We start from the raw sequence: 18362 nt of genomic DNA on the forward strand, positions 1-18362 counted from the left end.
TGTTATTTTCAAATATAAACAATTATTTTTATTAAGTTGTTTAAATAAAAAGAATAGTGAATGTTAAGTTTTTGTAATTGGTTTTTTAGAGTGATTTTTAATATGATTCCATAGTTTTGGTTAAAAATAAACTCACGATGAATTACAGATTTTTAAGAATGTTTTGTACTGTTTTTTTAGTAAGCTTCTTATTAAATGGTTATGCTCAAAGTAAAAATCCAAATATTCTTCTAATTGTAGTAGATGATTTAAAAGATTATACTGGATTTTTAGGGGGACATCCACAAGTGAAAACTCCAAATATGGATGCATTAGCAGAAGAAGGAACTGTATTTACAAATGCACACACCAATACACCTATTTGTGCGCCATCAAGAGCAAGTTTTTTAACAGGAATTTATCCGCATGTTTCACATAATTTTTGGTTTGATGATTGGACAACCAACAACGTTTTAAGTAATAGTAAATCCATCGGCCAATTTATGGGAGATAATGGATATAAAACATATGCAACCGGTAAATTAATGCATCACAGAGTAGAATCTGAATGGAATGAATATGGAATAGAAAATGATTTTGGACCTTATGCTTTTAATGGTAAAAAGGTAGTTCAACATCCATTAATGCCAAAAGAATATTCTACAGATAAAAATGATGGATTATTTATGTCTTTAGCAAAGGTGCCAAATGTAAAAGCAACAGATAAAACACCAGGATATAATGGTTGGTATGATGCAAAAAATAGAAAGGCATTTAAATATATAAATGATGATGATCGAGATTTAATGAACGATGAATTAAGTGCGAATTGGGCAGTTGAGAAATTAAAAGGATTAGACAAATCTGATGCGGATAAACCATTTTTTATGGCTGTAGGTTTTGTGAGACCTCACACTCCTTTGGTGGCTCCACAAAAGTATTTTGATATGTATCCTTTAGAAACATTAAAGATTCCGGTGATAAAAAAGAATGATAACGATGATACTTATTACCGCTCAACTTTTAAATGGGCGATGCCTTGGACGCAGCATTATCAGGAATTAAAAGCTTCTTACAATGATATAGATGATGGTTTACGTAAATATTTACAAGCATATTTGGCTTGTGTAAGTTTTACTGATGATCAAATAGGGAAGGTTTTAAAAAGTTTAAAAGAAAGTCGTTTTGATAAAAATACGGTGGTAATTCTAGTAAGTGATCATGGGTATAATATCGGTGAAAAAGATTTTTTATATAAGAATAACCTTTGGGAAGAAAGTACAAGAATACCAATGATTATTAGAGATCCTAGTAGTAAAGGAAGTAAGGGGCAACGTGTAAATCACCCAGTATCATTAATTGATTTGTATCCAACAATTGCAGACTTTGCCAATATAAAAGCAAGCAATACTAAAAATGAATTAGGAAAACCGTTAAGTGGGTTTAGTTTAAAGCCATTTTTAGAAAATCCTAAAAATCCACAATGGAAAGGACCAAATATAGCTTTAACGGTGGTAAGAGGAAATCCGAAAAGTAGTGATCCTAAAGAGCAAAGTTATTCAGTAAGATCAGAAAAATACAGATATATTTTATATGTAAATGGTAAAGAAGAATTGTACGATCATACAAAAGATGGGTATGAATGGACCAATTTGGCAATGGATAAAAAATACAAAAAGATAAAACAAAATTTAAAAGTACAATTGAAAGAATTGCTTCTAAAATAATAATATTCAAATTAAATAAAATGAAAATACTACCTATTATCTTATTTTCTTTATTGCTGATTATAGCGTGTAAGGAATCTAAAGAGGCTCCGAAACAGTTAGCAATTAGCACCAGTAAAACAAATGTTTTAGATTTAGATAACAGTAAAGGAATTATTAATTATACCAACAGTCCGTATGTTAAATTAAAAAGTTTAAATATTGGCGATTGTGAATGGACAGATGGTTTTTGGGCCGATAAGTTTAAAGTCGCAGAAGAAGTAATGGTTCCTTATATGGGAGAGGTTTTAAAAGGTGATGTGGGACATGCTTTAAATAATTTTAAAATTGCGGCAGGATTAAAAGAAGGCAAGCATAAAGGTTTTTTCTGGCATGATGGCGATTTTTATAAATGGATGGAAGCTGCAACTTACATATATGCAATTAATAAGGATCCTAAAATTATTGAGGAGTTAGATGATTTAATTGAAATTATAGGAAAAGCACAACTAGAAAATGGGTATTTACAAACACAGATAACCACCAATAAAAATAGAAAACCATTTTCCGAAAGAAAGTATCATGAAATGTACAATAGTGGTCATTTATATATTGCTGCTTGTATTTATTATAGAGTTACGGGGAAAACTAATTTTTTAGATATCGCAATTAAAAACGCAAATAATTTATACGATGTTTTTCAACCTCAATCTGCAGAATTAGCACGTATGGGGTTTAATCAAGTCCAAATTATGGGATTGGTAGAGTTGTATAGAACCACAAAAGATAAAAAATATTTAGAGTTGGCAGAAATTTTCATCAATATGAGAGGGAAGTCGAAAGTAAAAACGCATCCATCAGTTAGATATAACAATATTGGTGATATGACACAAGAGAGAACTCCGTTAAGAGAAGAAGATGAAGCTGTTGGTCATGCTGTATTAGCCTTGTATTATTATGCAGGAGCAGCAGATGTGTATGCAGAAACTGGAGAAAAAGCTTTAATTGATGCCTTAGATAGAATTTGGGGGAATATTGTAGATAAAAAAATGTTTGTTACTGGAGCTTGCGGTCAAAAACATGATGGAGGTTCATCGAATAGAGATTTTGTACATGAAGCATTTACTATAGATTATGAAATGCACAATGCACATGCTTATAATGAAACCTGTGCAAACTTGTGTAACGCCATGTTTAATTATAGAATGTTGAATATAAAAGGAGAGTCGAAGCATGCAGATGTTATGGAATTGGTTTTGTACAATAGTGCGCTTTCTGGTATCAGCTTAAAAGGAGATTCGTATTTCTATACAAATCCGCTAAGAAGAACTGCGAATCATAAAATGGGTGGTACAGATTATCCCGATAGAGTTGAATATATTCCTTGTTTTTGTTGTCCACCAAACTTAGTAAGAACCATTGCTAAATCTTCTGCTTGGGCTTATAGTTTGTCAGAAAACGGAATTGCTACAAACTTATATGGAGCAAATAAATTAGACACAAAATTACAAGATGGATCTGTCATAAAATTAAGACAAGAAACTCAATATCCTTGGGATGGAAACATAAAAATTACAATTGATGAATGTAAAAATGATGCTTTTGATGTACTATTAAGAATCCCTGATTGGGCAACTAGTTTTAAAATTTCTGTAAATGGAAAAACTCAAAATACAGCAGGGAAACCAGGAACTTTTGCAAATTTAAATAGACAGTGGAAAAAAGGAGATGTTATTACTTTAAATCTTCCTATGGATATTAAATTGTTAGAAGGGAATCCATTAATAGAAGAAGTAAGAAATCAAGCAGCTATAAAAAGAGGTCCAGTTGTGTATTGCGTAGAAACGCCAGATTTACCAAAAGGAACTGATATTTTAGATGTGTATTTACCAATAAAATCAAAATTAACAGCAACTTATAAACCGGAATTATTAAATGGAGTTGCTACTATTTCAGGAAATATTAAAATTAGAAAAGATAAAAAAGAAGGAATGTACAGAACATTATCAAATCCAAAATTTGAGAATTATAATGTACAATTCGTTCCTTATTTTGCCTGGTCGAATAGAGGTGTTTCAGAAATGAGTGTTTGGTTGCCTTTGGCGATAGATTAATATTATTCTGCTCCTGCAAGGTCTTATTTTAACCTTGTAAGTTTAGTAAATAAACTAATTTATTTTCAAATTTTATGCCTACAAGGTTTTTGAAACCATTCAGGATAAAAAAACAACATTAATTAACAATATTAGAGCTGAGAATTAACAAAAATTCATTGATAACCAAAAAAAATATAAAATGTCTAGACTAATTTTAATACTGCTTTTGTGTCTTGGTAATGCTACTGTTTCCCAAGAGAAAACCAAATTTAACGATACACAGTTTGTAGATTTTCTTCAGAATTCCTTGAAAAAAGAGGTGGTAACTGATGCCGTTAGAAATTCTTTTTATAAAGAATCTAGAACATATTGGAAGGATCATAAATTAGATTATAATTTACATCCAGAAAAGTATAAAAAGGCGATGTCTTTGTTTCATAAGAATCAAGATAAATTTAGAAAAACTAGTAATACTATCAGCATAAAAAGGAACGATAGAATTGAAAAAGCAGTTGCTAATTTTCAGAATTTTGATGATAAGAATTCATTTCCAGAAAATTCAATTTTATTTGTTGGAAGTTCTAGTATTGCTGGTTGGAAAACATCTATTTCATTTCCAAATTTTTCTGTTATTAATAGAGGAATTGGAGGTATGAATATGCATGAAATTATATTTCATTACAACGCACTTATAAAAAAATACAATCCTTCAATTATCGCCATTTATTGTGATATTGATATTGAGCAAGGAAAAGCGCCAGAAGAAGCTGTAGTTGTGTTTAAGAAACTGGTAGAGAAGATTAAAGCTGATTTTCCTAAAACACCTATTTTACTACTTTCTATGAAACCTGTAATGGTAGATGATTTTATAGGGAAAGATATCCGCAAGAACAAAGCGATTGCCAATAAAGAGCTTTTGGATTTTAGTAAAAAAGAAAAAAATGTTTATTTTATTGATTTAGCCACTCTGATGTTGCATGCAGATGGAACATTGAAAACGGATATTTTTATTCAGGATGGGATGCATTTAAATAAATTGGGATATGAAATCTGGAATCCAATAATGAGAAAAAAGATTTTAGAGTTAACAAATAAATAATAAAAGTAATTTTTTAGCACATGAAAATAGTTCAATTAATTTTGATTTTAACACTTGCTTTTGGTTGTAAATCGAAAGTTGAAAATCAACAAGAAAAAATTAAGAAAAGACCTAATATCCTCTTTATAGGTATTGATGATTTACGTCCAGAATTAGGGTGTTACGGATCTGATATTGCTGTAAGTCCTAATTTAGATAAACTAGCAACACAAGGATTGTTGTTTGAAAACGCGTATTGTCAGCAAGCCATTTGCGGACCATCAAGAGCAAGCTTGTTAACAGGGATTCGTCCAGAAACAAGTGGGGTTTTTCATAATTATATCAAATTTAGAGAAGTAAATCCAGATGTGGTTACACTTCCACAACATTTTAAAAATAACGGATATGAAACTGTGTATACCGGTAAAATTTTTCATCATGGCGATTTAGACGACGAAAAATCATGGAGTAGATTACCCGCTTTAGATAGTATGAAAGGTGTTAAAAAACCAGTAGGATTTGCATTAAAAAAGAACAATGAAGATCGTGTAAAAACAAAAAAAGAAATGGTTGCTAAATATGGTGCTGTAGCCAAGTATGGTTTAGCTTCTGGTGTTGCTTATGAATCTGCGGATGTTTCTGATAATGTCTATTCTGATGGTTATAATACTGAATTGGCAATTGCAACAATGAAAGAAATGAATGCTAAAAGTGACAAGCCTTTTTTCTTAGGATTAGGATTTAACAAGCCACATTTAAACTGGGTAGCACCAAAGAAATATTGGGATTTATACGACAGAGACAACATTGAACTATCAACCCAAGTGGAAAGTCCAAAAAACGGAGCAACCATGGGTTTACATCCTTCTTTTGAGCTAAGAGTTAGAAGTGGAATTCCTAAAAAAGGCCCTATTGATAAAGAGTTAGCAATTACCTTAAAACATGCATATTTAGCGTGTGTAAGTTATGTGGATGCTCAAATTGGTAAAATGATTACGGCTTTAGAAAAAGAAGGTCTAAGAGAAAACACAATTATAATTGTTTGGAGTGATCACGGTTGGCATTTAGGAGATATGGGCATTTGGGGAAAAGCAACGAATTATGAGATTGCTACAAGAGTTCCATTATTAATTTGGACTCCAGACATGCCAAAAGGAAGTCAAGGAAAAACAACAGATGCCTTGGTAGAACTGGTAGATATGTACCCTACGTTAGCAGAACTAGCAGGTTTAGAAATTCCAAAACATGTGGAAGGCACAAGTTTTAAACCTTTATTGTCTAATCCTGAAACACCATGGAAAACAGCTGCTTTTAGTCAGTTTCCATCATCAGCTTTAAGAGAATGGGGCGCTTTTCCAATACGACAAGCTATGAGAGAAACCTATTTTGGTCCATTGTTAAAGGAAGTTGAAGAGAAAATAAAACTTCAACAAAAAGATAAATGGGACAGAGATTTGTTTGAAAACAACTTAATGGGCTATGCAATGAGAACAGCTCAATACCGATTTATCGTATGGAAAGACAGAGAAAATAAACAAAAAGCACCCGTTTTTATTGAGTTGTATGATCATCAAAAAGATCCATTAGAAACGAAGAATATCGCGAATGAAAACTCCGAATTAGTAGATGAGCTTATGATACAATTTAATAAAGGTTGGGAAGGAAATACTCCAAAGAAAGCCATATAAAAAATATCTGCGCTAATCAGCGAAATCTTTGGGAGATTTAATAATCGTGTAAAAAATGTCCCGCGGATTTCACAGATTTCTGTTGAAAAGTTAAAAATATATTTGTAAGAAATAACATATAAAACATCATTATAATGAGAAGAAGAGATTTTTTTAAAAAAGGAGCAACAGCAGCAATAGCAGTTGGAGCCATACCTATGATAGCAACATCATGTGCAAGTACAAATGATATGGTGTATGATAGAGAAAATGATAAATGGTATCATTTAGGAACCGGTAAATCAGGTGTGAATTCAAGAAAAAAAACAGATGGATATGATGTTGCCGTAATTGGTGGAGGAGCAGCAGGAATTTGCGCAGCTGTTGCATCTGCAAGAAATGGCGATAAAACAGTATTAATTCAAGACAGACCTGTTTTAGGAGGAAATGCTTCAAGTGAAATGCGCGTGCATTTAAACGGAGTAAACAATATAAAAGGAAAAGCAGAACGAGAAACAGGCATCATTGAAGAAATTTTATTACACAATCGTTTTGATAATGAGCAAGAGGCTTTTCCTGTTTTCGATCATGTTTTATATGATTTTGTAGTGAGAGAACCCAACTTAACGTTGATGTTAAATACCCAAGCGGTAGATGCAGTGATGGATGGAGATCAAATAAAATCTGCAATGTGTTGGCAAGCAACTACAGAAATAATGTTTACTATAAATGCTCCTATTTTTATAGATTGTTCTGGTGATGGATTGTTAGCTGCAACTTCTGGCGCGGAATATAGAACAGGTAGAGAAGGAAAGGCAGAGTTTAATGAAAAATATGCACCAGACGAGCCAGATGGTTGGCAAATGGGGGCAACTTTATTAATGTCTTCTAAAGATATGGGGAAACCGATGAAATATTCTCCTCCTTCTTATGCTATTAAATACACGCATGAAGGTGCAAGTGAAAGGAGGAAATTTGCAGGTTTTCATGAAGGAATTTGGTGGATAGAAGTTGGGAGTGAAGATGATATTATTGCGGAAGCAGAAGTGAATAGACATAAATTAATGGGCTATTTACATGGGGTTTGGGATTATATTAAAAATTCAGGAAAATTTCCGGAAGCGGAAAATTTAGCCTTAGATTGGGTAGGTTCTTTACCCGGAAGAAGAGAATCTCGTCGTTTTGTAGGAGATCATATTTTGTCTGAAAAAGACATGACAGAGCACAAACATTTTGAAGATGCGGTTGCTTTTGGAGGTTGGTCTTTAGATGAGCACAATCCTGGTGGAATTGAGAATATTTCCGAGCCACCAAGTTATTTTCATTATCATTTTAAAGAAGTATATCAATTTCCATTTAGAAGTTTGTATTCTAAAAATGTGTCTAATTTAATGTTTGCTGGTAGAAATGTAAGTCAGACGCATATTGCACTTTCTTCTAGTAGAATTATGGCTACCTGTGCTTTGCAGGGTCAGGCGGTTGGTACCGCAGCTACAATTTGTAATAAATATGATGTTTTGCCAAGAGAAGTTGGTCAAAAGCATATTAATGAATTACAAGAGCAATTAATGAGAGATGATGTTTTTATTCCGAAGAGAAATGCAAACGACCCAAAAGATTTGGCTAAAAAAGCAAGTACCATTTTTGGTTCATCTACTTCTTCTGGTGATGCTAAAAATTTAACAAACGGAATTTCGAGAGATATTTACGGAGAAATTAATCACTGGCAATCAGATGGACTTTCAGCTGAAATTCAGGCTGAATGGGAATCTCCAATTACATTATCATCTATAGAAATTAAGTGTGATACCAATGTAAAACGCAATATTATGATGCGTAAAGACAGTAAAAACGACGATTTATATGGAAATACAGTTCCTAAAGAAATGTTGAAAGCTTTAAGTTTTGAAGCAAGAGTTAACGGGGGATGGGTAGCATTAGGTGCTATTACGGACAATCGAACACGTTTGATTAAAATGAAGTTTAGCAGCGTAAAAACGACCGCTATTAGAGTAAAAATGACAGAAACTTATGGTGCAGAAAACGTGAAGTTGTTCGAATTGCGTTGTTATGCATAATAATTAAAGACCTCACAGGTTTTTAAAACCTGTGAGGTCTAAAAACACTAACTTTTTTTAGTATTTGATGATAAACTTTGTAAAAACATATTTATGGATATTGCTTCCACTTTTTTTGATTAGTGGCGCTGAGGTTCCTTTAAATTCAACTAAACCCATTCAGCATAAAATCGTTGTAAATCATCCTGGGGAAAAGGAGTCTTTAACTATTATTCTGAATCAGAATGTTGATGAAAACGGACTTCCCACAGAATATTATATGGATGTACAATCTGTAATTTGTTTAGAGCAAGTTTGCAAAGTTATTCCCGTAAGAATATTTTGGAATAATTTAGGTGAATACCAACGTTATAAATTAGAAAATGGAGCAACACTAGAAAAATATGAAGATGCTATATTTGATCCGGAAGATTATCCGAAATTACATAGCATTCTAGCAAATATAGCATCTCCTTTTAAAGATGTTTATATTGATGAAATATTAACGGTTGTTGATGATGAATCTGATGCTATTTCTGGAGCAACAGCTCTTGAGTTAGATGAAGAAGATACCGTTCCTGGAGCCGCTTTAACATGTTATACTTTATGGCATTGGGCAAACGGAGAAATTGTTCAGAAAATTAAAGAGATTACAGGAAAGTCCGTTTCTGAGCAACAATTAAAGGTTTTTTTAGGTGATGAAAATCAGGCTTATTTTAATATTGCTTTAGGTGATTTAGAACGAAGAAAAAATTACAAAACACCTTTTATCAATAGGATAACCGAAAGAGTTTTAGAAGAAAAGTCTTTATTAAAATCAACTTTTGATTATTTAGAAAAGTCTCCTTCAAGCATTTATTTTTCTGCCACCAAAGAGGTGTTTGTAAAGGGAGAAACGGCTCATAAATTAGCGGCAATTAGATCTTTAAAATCAATAAGTTATAAGACAGATAATTCTTATTTAGATATTTTAAGTAATGAATTTTCTAAGTTAAAAACCTATCAAGAGGTTTCCTTTATGCTGGATTTAATGCAATCTAAAAATCCGAATTCTAAAAAAGTGGTAGAAAACGTTTTTCCTTTATTGAAAGCAGATTTTATCAAAGCTAGAAGAGGGTATTGGTTTTTGAAGAATCAAAATTTATCAGCAGAACAAAACGAAATTTTAAATAGTTTCAAGAGAAGTAATAAATCTTTGTTGTAATCCTCATTTATCTCTTTATTTTTTATAAGTATGGTAATTTTGATATGTTAAAAGATACAATTCAGCAATTTCATATGAAAATAGCGCTGTAATTTGCGCTATATTATTAATTGATACATCAAAAAATTATATAATGAGATTCATTCAACTATTTTTAGTGCTAGCTATTGCATTTGGTTGCAAGTCTAAGGCCGAAGAAAAAACCGAAATTAAAAAGAAACCAAATATTCTTTTTTTAGCTATTGATGATTTACGTCCAGAATTGGGTGTTTACGGATCAGAAATTTCAATTACGCCAAACTTAGATGCATTGGCAGGAGATGGCTTAATGTTTAATAAAGCATATTGTCAGCAAGCAATTTGTAGTCCTTCTAGAGCAAGTTTAATGACTGGAGCAAGACCAGAAACGATTAAGGTAATCGAAAATTTCACGTATTTTAGAGATGCAAATCCAGATATTATTACCATTCCGCAGCATTTTAAAAATAACGGATACGAAACTACGTATACTGGTAAAATTTATCATAAAACAGCATTTGCAGATTTAGGAATGTCTTGGAGTAGAGAACCTGCTTATGATAAAATGACCATTAAAAAAAGCAATACTCCGGGTGGTTTCGCAAATCCAGAAAGTCAGGCCATGTTTAAAAAGAACCAGGCAGATATGATTGCTAAGTATGGTAAAGATGCGCCAAGAAATGGTTTAGGAAAAGGACCTGCTTATGAAAATGCAGATGTGCCAGATACTTTTTACGAGGATGGTTACAATGCAGAATTGGCAATTGTAACGATGAAAGATATGTTGGAGAAAAATCCTGACAAGCCTTTTTTCTTAGGAATGGGAATGAAAAAGCCACATTTAGATTGGTTAGCTCCTAAAAAGTATTGGGATTTATACAACCCTGAAGATATTAAATTAACGGATCAAAAAAATGCGCCAGAAGGTGGTGCAGCAATGGGATTACACCCTTCGTTTGAGTTGCGTGCTAGATACGGAATCCCTAAAAAAGGGCCTATTAGTGATGAACAAGCAAGAGTTCTAAAGCATGCATATTTAGCGTGTGTTAGTTATGTAGATGCTCAAATTGGTAAAATGATTAACGCTTTAGATGAAGCTGGTTTAAGAGATAATACCATTATTATTGTTTGGTCTGATCATGGTTGGCATTTAGGTGAAATGGGTATTTGGGGTAAAGCAACCAATTATGAAATTGGTACAAGAGTGCCTTTAATTATTTGGACTCCAGATATGAAAAAAGAAGTAAGAGGTTCTAGTACTGATGCCTTGGTAGAGTTGGTAGATATGTATCCTACATTATCAGAATTGGCAGGTTTAGAATTGCCAGAACATTTAGAAGGACAAAGTTTTGTGCCTTTATTATCAGATCCAAAACAAGAATGGAAAACGGCTGTTTTTAGTCAATTTCCAAATCCAGCTTTAAGAGAATGGGCTGCAAATCCGTTGTCTAAAGGAATGCGTGAAACCTATTTTGGTCCTTTAATTGAAGAACAAGAAGCAAAAATTAAAAAGCAAGTAGGTTCTAAGTGGGACAGACAAATGTTTGAAAATAACTTAATGGGTTATGGAATGAGAACAGCAAATTATAGATTGATTGTTTGGAAAGATTATACAAAACCAGAAAGTGAGCCTTTGTTTGTAGAATTATATGACCATGTTAAAGACCCTACAGAAACTAAAAATGTTGCGGATGAAAATCCAGAATTGATAAAGCAATTATTAGTACAGTTTAACAAAGGTTGGAAAGGTAATTTAGCAAAAAATTAAAGGAAACGTAAATGATCAATAAAAAAAAGATATTTCAAGTATTAATACTAGCTTTAAGTGTTTTTGCAGTTGGATGTGTTACACAGTCAAAATCTACTGTAAATAATACAGTGTCTTCAACTTCAAAAGAAAATAATGCACTTACTTTTTCTGAAAAGAGTGGGATTATTCCTTTAGAAGATAGAAATAGAAGAAAGTTTGACAATGCAGTAATTGCAGACTTAGACCAAGATGGGTTTTTAGATTTATTATTGACAGAACATTCTAGAAGAGTAGAAATATATTGGAATAATAAAGGTGTTTTTGAATTAGGAGATCCTTTTATTTTTGGGGATACGCATGGAATAGCTATTAGTGATTATGATTTTGACGGACGCGTAGATATTATTGTGCAACCTGGTGGAGGAGATGGCAAAAATCCGAGAAAACCAAGATATTATCATGTCAATAAAGATAGAAGTATAGAAGAAGGTGGGGAGTTTAAACATTTTGAAAAAGGAAGAGGAAGAGCTGCAAAATTTGTAGATCTTAAAAAAGATGGGAAATTAGATTTAGTAACTTCTGCTTTTCCTACGTTGAAGGCCTTAAAGAAAGGAAATATTTTATATACAAATGATGCTAAATCAACCTTTAAATTTAACAGTTACATAGCCAACGCAGACAGAATGGGGATGCGCACTACTTTATTAGATTATAATAATGATGGTATTACAGACATACTTTTTCACGGAGGACGAGAATTGGTGTTGGTTAAAGGTTTAGTTGATGGTTTTGTAGAAGTAACCAAAGAGGTTTTGGGAAGTTTAGCTAATACAAATTTAGTAAACAGTGTTTCGCAAATAGATTATGATAATGATGGTGATTTCGATTTATTTCTAACTCGTTCTAAACATCCTTTTGATGCAGAAAGCGATTATGATGCTTTAAACAAACGTTTTTATTTTTTTGCAAGAAGAACAAAGTTTGATTATACTAATATTAAAGTTGAAGGAGATTTAAAAATAGAAAACCTGCAAATGGCGTTTCCTAATTTTGATGTTTTTTTAGGCGAAAATAAGAAACTTTGGAAACGTACGAAAGATAATCACGGACATCAAGATTTAACAGTGACAAGAAAAGAGGCTGCAGGATACCCAACAGATACCAAAAAGAAAGCCTTGTATATAGGCTATTTAGGTGATGGAATGTGGAGAATTGGCGGACATATAAATTCACCAACTTCTGCTGTTTTGCACAATGTTTTAACTTCACCAGAAATAATCAAGCTAAAAGATTTACCTGTAAAATTGTTAGAAAATAAGGATGGTAAATTTACAGAAGTAACCAAAATTTTAGGAATTAATATTACGGAACAAACAAGCAGTACTGCAATTGCTGATTTTAATAATGATGGTTGGTCAGATATTTTTGTGTTGCGTTATGGAGAATCATCAAAAGAAACAAAACAGATTTTATATTTAAATCAAGAAGGAAAATCATTTAAACGTGATGAAAATCACGGAATTATCACCAAAGAATTAGGATCTACTGGTATGGGAGCAGATGCTTTTGATTATGATAATGATGGCGATTTAGATCTTATAGTTTCTAATGAAAGAGGAAAATGGCATTTATTTACAAATAATTTTAAATCTTCTTCAAATAAATTTGTAACGGTTAAAGTTGGGTATTCTCCTTCTGGTACCGCAACAGCAACAAGTGCCGTTTTAACCATTAAATCTTGTGGAAAGGTCTACAAAAGAGTTGTTGGTGAAACGTCTTCTTCTTTTTCGCATCCTTTTAATACCTATTTACATGTAGGTTTAGGAACTTGTAATAAAATTGATGCTGCCGAAGTTGTTTGGACAAACGGTGAGAAAGCTACTGTTTCTATAAAAGACTTAAATACAATTTATGAAGTAGGAAGTAAAAGTCCTACAAGATAATATTTTTCATAAAACTTCAATTTAGGAAGCCTCATTTTTTGAGGCTTTTTTTATAATCATTAAACTTTAAAAAAAAATACTATGAAAAAAATAACACTGTACTTATTGGTACTGGTAAGTATCTCTAGTTTTTCTCAGCAAGAAAAAACAATATCCATAGAAAAAAATTACAACAATTGGGGATGGGAAAATGTATATGTTGCTAAAAACAAATACATCAGTTTGGTAGTTGTGCCAGAAGCGGCTGGTAGAATTTTAGAGTATAATTTAGGAGATGTTCCGTCTTTATGGGTAAATCCAAAATTATTAGGGAAGTCTTTTGGAACTTCAGATGAGGTAAAAATGAACGAGTGGAGAAACTTTGGTGGTTATCGATTAGTGCCTTTGCCTATCGAAAACTCATCCATCGATAAAAATGGAAATAAAAGCAATCGTTGGCCGCCACCGGTTGTAATTGGTGATGCTCCTTATCAGGTTTCTGTCGGAGAGAACTCCGAAGGAAAGAAAACCATAGAAGTACAATCTGGAGTGCAAGAATTACCAGTTCCTTTTTATTACGGAAAAGAAAAGAAATTTTTATATCCAGATAAAATAGAAGAGGAAATTCAATATGCTAGAAGTTTGTATATAGAACCCAATTCTAGTTTGGTGTATATCAATCATACCTTAAAAAATGTTGGAGAAGAAACCATAAAAAAAGGGTTGATGATTTCTAGTCAGCATGTTTCTTGGAGCGATTCTAAACTACAAGACGGACATAATTTTAGTGCTTTTATTCCTTTTTCTGAAGATTTAAAATTACCAAGTGGAGAACAATTTGAAATTTCTGCAACACCACAACAACGTTGGAATTACATTGACAGAAATCGTTTTAAGATTGATAAAAACAATCCGGAACACATTAAAAAATACTTTAATATAGGAGATAATTGGAAAGGAGAAGTAGCACCTGGAATTTATGAAGTTGAGTATGAATATAACACTATGGCTGGTTTACATATTATATCATCCAAATCTTGGATTTGCTATGTAAACAAAATTACAAACACCGCTTTTGTGAAAATTATGGAACCTTATGATGCTGCTAAAGAATATGATCACGGAATAAATATGGCTATTTTTTGTAGCGGTTTAGAAACAGGATATATAGAAACGGAAGTGAAAACACCTTTATATACACTTCAATCAAAAGAAAGTTTTACATATAAAGAAATACAAGGAGCTGCAAAAATTGAAACTTCACCTGTTTTAGATGTAAACCTTACTGGCGTTATTACTAAAAAATTACATTTTAATAAAGAAACGAAAAGTTTAGAAGGCTCTTATGGTGTTTTTATAGAAGGACAAGCTGTATTGATTCTTAAAAACAGTAATGGTAAAATTGTAGAAGAGGTAATATTAGAAGAAGTTAATCCATTAAAAGTGCTACAGCTTCGTCAAAAAATATCGGTAGATAAATCAGTAAAGGTAATCGATATTGTAGTAAGAGGTTCTAAATCAGAGAACCATGTTTTAGATTCCTTAAAAATATAATTTTCAATAGTATTTTACCATTAGTATAAAATTACCTTTTTATATTAATTTAACATACATTAAGGATAAAATACAGTAATGATAAGATAATTGCCACATATACATAATTCCGATTATACTGTTACTTTGTAGCTGTAATTTTATGTTAAAAAAAGAAAGACTATAAATTAGCAATTGTTTTTTGCCATAAGATTACAGAATCAATCAAGTTCAATTAAGTTCAAAAATTAAATAGATGAAAATTTTAAATTTATTATTGAGGAAAGCTAAAGCAGGTAGTTTCTTGCTTTTACTCTTCGCCTTGTTGTGTCAGTTTAGCACTAATGCACAATCAATTAAGGTATCTGGAACTGTAACTAGTTCAGAGGATCAGGGGCCAATTCCTGGTGTAAGTGTAATTGTTAAGGGAACTCAAAATGGGGTTTCAACAGATTTTGATGGACTTTTCTCTATCAAAGCTAATGTTGGAGATATTTTAGAGTTTAGTTACATTGGTATGATACAGAAAAATCTTAAGGTTAAAAATGCAACCATGAGTGTTGTTTTAGACCCTTCTGTAGAAAGCTTAGAAGAAATAGTAGTAATTGGTTATGGTACAGTAAAAAAGAAAGAAATTACTGGGGCAGTTGTTCAAGTAAAAGCAGAAGATCTAGAGAGTATTGTTAGTTCAGATTTAGGAGCTGCTTTACAAGGGCAAGTATCTGGGGTAAACATTGTTTCTTCTTCAGAACCAGGAGGAACATCAGAAATATTAATTAGAGGTGTTACTTCATTATCTGGAGACAATACACCTTTATATGTTGTTGATGGTGTAATACAAGATGGAGATCCAGGAATTCCACCTTCAGATGTAGAAACTATTAACGTATTAAAAGATGCTGCTTCTACTGCAATTTATGGGGTTCGTGGAGCTACTGGTGTAATTTTAATTACTACTAAACAAGGTAAACCAGGTTCTTTACAAGTTAGAGTTAATGCTAGTTATGCTATTCAGCATAGAAGAGCAGCTGTGCCTTTAATGAATTCTGTAGAACAAACTTATTTTGATGTTGTACAGAGTAGAAATGTAAACGGGAGTTATGATGACCAGGTTAGTTTACAGATTTTACAGCAGCCAAGATCCTTTTTAAATGAAACGAATTTAAGCGATTTAATCTTTACGAATAATGTACCAACACAAGACTATAATATAAATGTTTCTGGAGGTACAGAAGATATTACGTATAATGTTTCTACAGGATTTTTTAGTCAAGAAGGATTACAAATTAATTCAGCATATAACCGTTTTAATATTAGAGCAAGTACAGTTTACGAAAAAAATAAACTAAGAATTCAGTCTAGTGTTTCTATGAATAAAGATACTAGAGATATTCCTCAGGGAAATCTTTTATCACAATCTATTGTGTATAGACCAACTCAAAACGGACTTAATTTAGATAATTTAGATGAATTGTCTCAAGGTGGAGATGATGTAAATAGATTAGGTTGGGTTATTGAGAGTTTAAGAACAACCAATGTATATAAAACTACAAGAGCTGCAGCAACACTTAATTTAAAATATCAAGCTACAGAACATTTAAGCCTTTCTAGTAATTTAGGTTTAACATCTATAAATAGTATTGGTAAAATTTACAGACCTTATCAAGAGATTTATAATAACCAAACACCACCGGTTTTACAAAGTCAACCAGAAGATAGTTTTGTTTCTAACAGAACTCGATTTACAACGAATACGATAGCAGATTTTGGAGCTACTTATAGCAGAGTATTTGATGAAAAGCATGATGTAACACTTACAGCTTTTATAAATGGAGAAAAAAATGAAAGTGAAGCTTTTACAGCAACAAGAAATGGAGCCACTAATGATGATGTTCAGGTTTTAAATGGAGCAACTGGTACTCAGTTTGTTTCTTCTGGAAATGATTATGAGCAAACAAGAATAGGTTTAATAGGAAGACTTCAGTATAGTTATAAAGGAAAATATATTTTAAGTTCTAGTTTACGTAGAGATGGTTCTTCTAAATTTCCGGTAGATAATAGATGGGGAACTTTTCCTTCAATCGCATTAGCTTGGAATGTTTCTGATGAACCTTTCTGGGATAAATACAAAAATGCAGTTAATAACTTTAGACTTAGATTAAGTCAGGGTACTGTTGGTGTAGATAGAATTGGAGATTATTTATATTCTGCAGGTATTTCTCAAGATATTAATTACGCAACTTCTAACGGTTCTGTAAGTTTAGGAGCTACTCAAGAAAACTTTGTAAACAGAGTTTTAAAATGGGAAGAAACAACACAACAAAACATTGGTTTCGATTTTGGGTTCTTAAGAAACAGATTAACGCTTTCAGCGGAATATTATCACTCAGATAAATCGAACATGTTATTTCCAGTTTTTATTCCTAATTCAGCAGGTGGTGGTAACAATGCAACTGTAGTTTTAAATGTTGGAGATATGGTTAATTCTGGATTAGAATTAGCGTTAGGTTTTAGAGGGAATATTGGTAATGTTAGATATAGAATGAATGGTACATTCTCTACAAACCAGAATGAAGTTACAAAAATTAGTGGAGATACTAAATTTCAATTAACTACAGACAGTGGTTTAGTAGGTAGAGCACCACAACAATCTAGAGTTACTGCATTGGCAGTTGGTCGTGAGGCAGCAGCTTTTTTCTTATGGAGAACAGACGGAATTTTAGATACAGAAGTAAAACTTGCAGAATACCAAAACAATATTGATAGAAATGCAAGAATGGGAGATACGAAGTTTATAGATCAAAATAATGATGGTGTTTTAGATGAATCAGACAGGGTTTATAGTGGTAGTGGATTACCAGAATATGAATTAGGATATACTTTTAACGCAAACTATAAAAATTGGGATTTTTCAATGAACTGGTATGCTGCATTAGGGCAAGAGATAATGAATGGTTTTGATGCTTGGGCATATGGTTTTGGTAGACATAAAGATCAAATTTATCAATGGTCTCCACAAAATCAAAACTCTACAGTACCAACTTATAGAAACGATGTTACAAGACATAACAACTATTTAGGGTATAGTGATCTTTGGTTAGAAGATGGTTCTTATTTAAGATTAAGACAAGTTTCTATGGGATATAGTTTTCCTAAAAATACCTTAGACAAAATGGGACTTAGCAGATTGCGTTTTTATGTAAGAGCTCAAAACCCATTAACTATTACTAAATACTCTGGTTACAATCCAGAAGTAGGTGGGGGAATACAAGCAAGAGGTTTAGATAAAAATACTGGACCAATATCCTCACAATATATGTTAGGAGTAAACATTAATTTTTAATTTAATATA

General features: G+C 32.1%; 10 protein-coding genes. All 10 read left to right on the plus strand.

Annotated elements, in window-relative coordinates; genetic code table 11:
• Window positions 1–137 precede the first annotated feature (137 nt).
• The gene (locus tag WHD08_RS16960; protein WP_208889948.1) at window positions 138–1706 is read left to right on the plus strand and encodes a sulfatase; all 1569 of its coding nucleotides are present in this window, start codon (window positions 138–140) and stop codon (window positions 1704–1706) included.
• Window positions 1707–1726: 20 nt separating this feature from the next.
• Window positions 1727–3799, plus strand: coding sequence for a glycoside hydrolase family 127 protein (locus tag WHD08_RS16965; protein ID WP_208889947.1), 2073 nt, complete (start codon window positions 1727–1729; stop codon window positions 3797–3799).
• Window positions 3800–3980: 181 nt separating this feature from the next.
• The gene (locus WHD08_RS16970) at window positions 3981–4880 is read left to right on the plus strand and encodes a GDSL-type esterase/lipase family protein (protein WP_208889946.1); all 900 of its coding nucleotides are present in this window, start codon (window positions 3981–3983) and stop codon (window positions 4878–4880) included.
• Window positions 4881–4900: 20 nt separating this feature from the next.
• On the plus strand, window positions 4901–6547 hold the full coding sequence (locus tag WHD08_RS16975; protein ID WP_208889945.1) for a sulfatase: 1647 nt from the start codon (window positions 4901–4903) through the stop codon (window positions 6545–6547).
• Between the two features lie 134 nt (window positions 6548–6681).
• Window positions 6682–8604 (plus strand): FAD-dependent oxidoreductase, encoded by a 1923-nt coding sequence (locus WHD08_RS16980; RefSeq protein ID WP_208889944.1) that lies wholly within the window; start codon window positions 6682–6684, stop codon window positions 8602–8604.
• A gap of 67 nt (window positions 8605–8671) precedes the next feature.
• On the plus strand, window positions 8672–9787 hold the full coding sequence (locus WHD08_RS16985; protein ID WP_208889943.1) for a hypothetical protein: 1116 nt from the start codon (window positions 8672–8674) through the stop codon (window positions 9785–9787).
• 133 nt (window positions 9788–9920) lie between these two features.
• A complete protein-coding gene (locus tag WHD08_RS16990) occupies window positions 9921–11573 on the plus strand; it encodes a sulfatase (RefSeq protein ID WP_208889942.1) in 1653 nt (550 codons plus the stop codon).
• A gap of 11 nt (window positions 11574–11584) precedes the next feature.
• Window positions 11585–13498 carry a CRTAC1 family protein gene (locus WHD08_RS16995; protein WP_208889941.1) on the plus strand — a complete coding sequence of 638 codons (1914 nt, stop codon included), beginning with the start codon at window positions 11585–11587 and terminating at the stop codon, window positions 13496–13498.
• A gap of 81 nt (window positions 13499–13579) precedes the next feature.
• Window positions 13580–15031 carry a hypothetical protein gene (locus WHD08_RS17000; RefSeq protein WP_208889940.1) on the plus strand — a complete coding sequence of 484 codons (1452 nt, stop codon included), beginning with the start codon at window positions 13580–13582 and terminating at the stop codon, window positions 15029–15031.
• Between the two features lie 235 nt (window positions 15032–15266).
• Complete coding sequence (locus WHD08_RS17005) at window positions 15267–18353, plus strand: SusC/RagA family TonB-linked outer membrane protein (RefSeq protein ID WP_165732684.1); 3087 nt, start codon at window positions 15267–15269, stop codon at window positions 18351–18353.
• Window positions 18354–18362 lie beyond the last annotated feature (9 nt).

Source organism: Polaribacter sejongensis (genome assembly GCF_038024065.1).
GTDB lineage: Bacteria > Bacteroidota > Bacteroidia > Flavobacteriales > Flavobacteriaceae > Polaribacter > Polaribacter sejongensis.

Excerpts from the sequence above, each read along its gene's own strand:
- WHD08_RS16965 (WP_208889947.1), top strand. The coding sequence starts at position 1,727 with ATGAAAATACTACCTATTATCTTATTTTCTTTATTGCTGATTATAGCG.
- WHD08_RS16960 (WP_208889948.1), top strand. The coding sequence starts at position 138 with ATGAATTACAGATTTTTAAGAATGTTTTGTACTGTTTTTTTAGTAAGC.
- WHD08_RS16985 (WP_208889943.1), top strand. The coding sequence starts at position 8,672 with ATGATAAACTTTGTAAAAACATATTTATGGATATTGCTTCCACTTTTT.
- WHD08_RS17000 (WP_208889940.1), top strand. The coding sequence starts at position 13,580 with ATGAAAAAAATAACACTGTACTTATTGGTACTGGTAAGTATCTCTAGT.
- WHD08_RS16995 (WP_208889941.1), top strand. The coding sequence starts at position 11,585 with ATGATCAATAAAAAAAAGATATTTCAAGTATTAATACTAGCTTTAAGT.
- WHD08_RS16975 (WP_208889945.1), top strand. The coding sequence starts at position 4,901 with ATGAAAATAGTTCAATTAATTTTGATTTTAACACTTGCTTTTGGTTGT.
- WHD08_RS16970 (WP_208889946.1), top strand. The coding sequence starts at position 3,981 with ATGTCTAGACTAATTTTAATACTGCTTTTGTGTCTTGGTAATGCTACT.
- WHD08_RS16990 (WP_208889942.1), top strand. The coding sequence starts at position 9,921 with ATGAGATTCATTCAACTATTTTTAGTGCTAGCTATTGCATTTGGTTGC.
- WHD08_RS17005 (WP_165732684.1), top strand. The coding sequence starts at position 15,267 with ATGAAAATTTTAAATTTATTATTGAGGAAAGCTAAAGCAGGTAGTTTC.
- WHD08_RS16980 (WP_208889944.1), top strand. The coding sequence starts at position 6,682 with ATGAGAAGAAGAGATTTTTTTAAAAAAGGAGCAACAGCAGCAATAGCA.